Source organism: Methylobacterium sp. WL18, from assembly GCF_008040015.1.
In the GTDB taxonomy this organism is placed as follows: Bacteria; Pseudomonadota; Alphaproteobacteria; order Rhizobiales; family Beijerinckiaceae; genus Methylobacterium; species Methylobacterium mesophilicum.
This window is the reverse complement of sequence record NZ_VRVD01000785.1, coordinates 1-1,925: the sequence shown is the minus strand read 5'-3', so window position 1 is coordinate 1,925 and position 1,925 is coordinate 1. Positions and strand designations below refer to the sequence as shown.

Genomic DNA, 1,925 nt, shown 5'->3' with positions numbered 1-1,925 from the left:
CGCGCTGCCGCGCCGGAGCGCCGCCACGGTCCCGAGCCCGATCCCCAGGCAGGCCGCGAGCGCCAGGGCGAGGGCGCCGAGGGTCGCCGAGACCGGCAGCCCCCGGGCGATCAGGTCGCGCACACTTTGATCGCGGAACGAGAAGGACGGGCCGAGATCGCCCTGCGCCAGGGCCGCCAGGTAGCCGCCGAACTGCACGATCAGCGGCCGGTCCAGGCCGTAGACCCGGCGCAGATTGTCCATGGCGGCCGGCGCCAGCGGACGCTCCAGGTCGAACGGTCCCCCGGGCGCCAGCCGCATCAGGAAGAAGCTCACGGCCACCACCGCGAACAGCGTCGGCACCGACTGCGCGAGGCGGCGCAGGACGAAGCGGATCACGCGTCGAGCCTCATGAAACGGGTCGGCGCGGCGTTGCGCAGGTTCGGGACGTAACCGTGAAGCCGTGGTGCGATCAGCGCCTTCGAGCGGTAATGCATCAGCGGGATCCAGGGCAACTCGCGCAGCGCGATGGTCTCGGCATCGCAGAGCAGGTCGGCCCGGCGGGCGAGGTCGCGCTCGCCGGCCGCGCGGGCCAGCAGGGCGTCGTAGGCCGCGTCGGACCAGCGGCCGGCGTTCAGCCCATCGTTGCCGCTCTGCAGTAGAAACAGAAAATTCTGCGGGTCGGAATAGTCGGCGATCCAGGCGTAGCGGGCGACGTCGAAGCTGCCGCCGTCGCGCAGATACGCGAAATGCGTCTTGGCGTCGGTGTAGACGAACCGCGTCTTGATCCCGAGGTCGCGCCACATCTCGGCCACCGCCACCGCGGTGTTGCGGTTGTTGTCGCTGACGTTGAACCGGTATTCCACGGTGAGCGGCCGGCCGGGCCCGAAGCCGGCCTCGTCGAGCAGGAGGCGCGCCTGCGCCTCGTGGTCGATCGGCAGGCCCAGGCGCCCCGCGGTCTCGGGCGGCGTCCGATAATTGTCGATGCCCGGCGGGCACAGGGAATAGGCCGGGCTCATGGTGCCACCGTAGAGCCCGTCGGCGAGGTATTCCCGGTCGATGAGCAGCGACAGGGCCTGGCGGACCCGCCGGTCCGAGAACGGCGCCTTGTGGGTGTTGACCACCAGGGTTTCGAGCCCGAGCGACGGACCGAGGACCACCTGCGTGCCGAACCGGCGGCGCAGGTCGGCGATCTGGTCGGCCGGGAGCTGGGACAGCGAGTCGAGTTCCCCGGCCGTGTAGCGGCGCACTGCGCTCGACAGGTCCGGTGTCGGCAGGAAGGCGACGCGCCGGATCGCGACCGCGCCGGCCTCGGGATGGTGCGGGTTGACCTCCAGGGTGATCGCGCCGCCCGGCACCCGGTCGACCAGCCGATAGGGGCCGTTGGTCACAAAGTTGCCCGGGCGGGTGAACGCGTCGCCGTGGCGCTCGATCGAGGCGCGGTGTACCGGCAGGGCGGTCTGGTGGGTCAGGAGTTCGAGGACATACGGCGTCGGCTGTTCGAGGGCGATCCTGAGCCGGAACGGCCCTTCCGCCGCCACCCCGAGTGCGTCGCCGGCCGCCTCGCCGCGGTTCACCGCCGCCGCCCCCCGGACCGGGAACAGGATCTCTGCGTATTTCGCCGCCGTGGCCGGGGCCAGGATACGGCGGAACGCATAGACGAAATCGTCCGCGGTGACGGGTTCGCCGTTCGACCATCGGCCGTCCGGACGCAGGTCGAACCGGAAGGTCAGGCCGTCATCGGAGACGGTCCAGGACCGGGCGGCGCCCGGGATGATGGCCCCGTGATTGTCGTAGGTCAGGAGGCCGTCGAACAGGTCGCGCAGGATGTGCGCTTCCGCCACCGTGGACGAGCGGTGCGGATCGAGGGTCTCGGGATCGGCGTCGTTGCCCCGGCGATAGAGGCCGGGTTCGCCGGCGCGGGCGGGCCGCGCGACCGCGAGGGC

1 protein-coding gene and 1 pseudogene are annotated in these 1,925 nt (G+C 71.6%); both read right to left on the bottom strand.

From position 1 onward, the window contains the following. A pseudogene (locus FV228_RS28260) lies at positions 1-378 on the bottom strand (ABC transporter); the annotation flags it as partial. Beyond that, positions 375-1,925: peptide ABC transporter substrate-binding protein (locus FV228_RS28255; RefSeq protein WP_147857519.1), on the bottom strand; the 1,551-nt coding region annotated here is incomplete at its 5' end. The pseudogene FV228_RS28260 and the gene FV228_RS28255, both read right to left, overlap by 4 nt.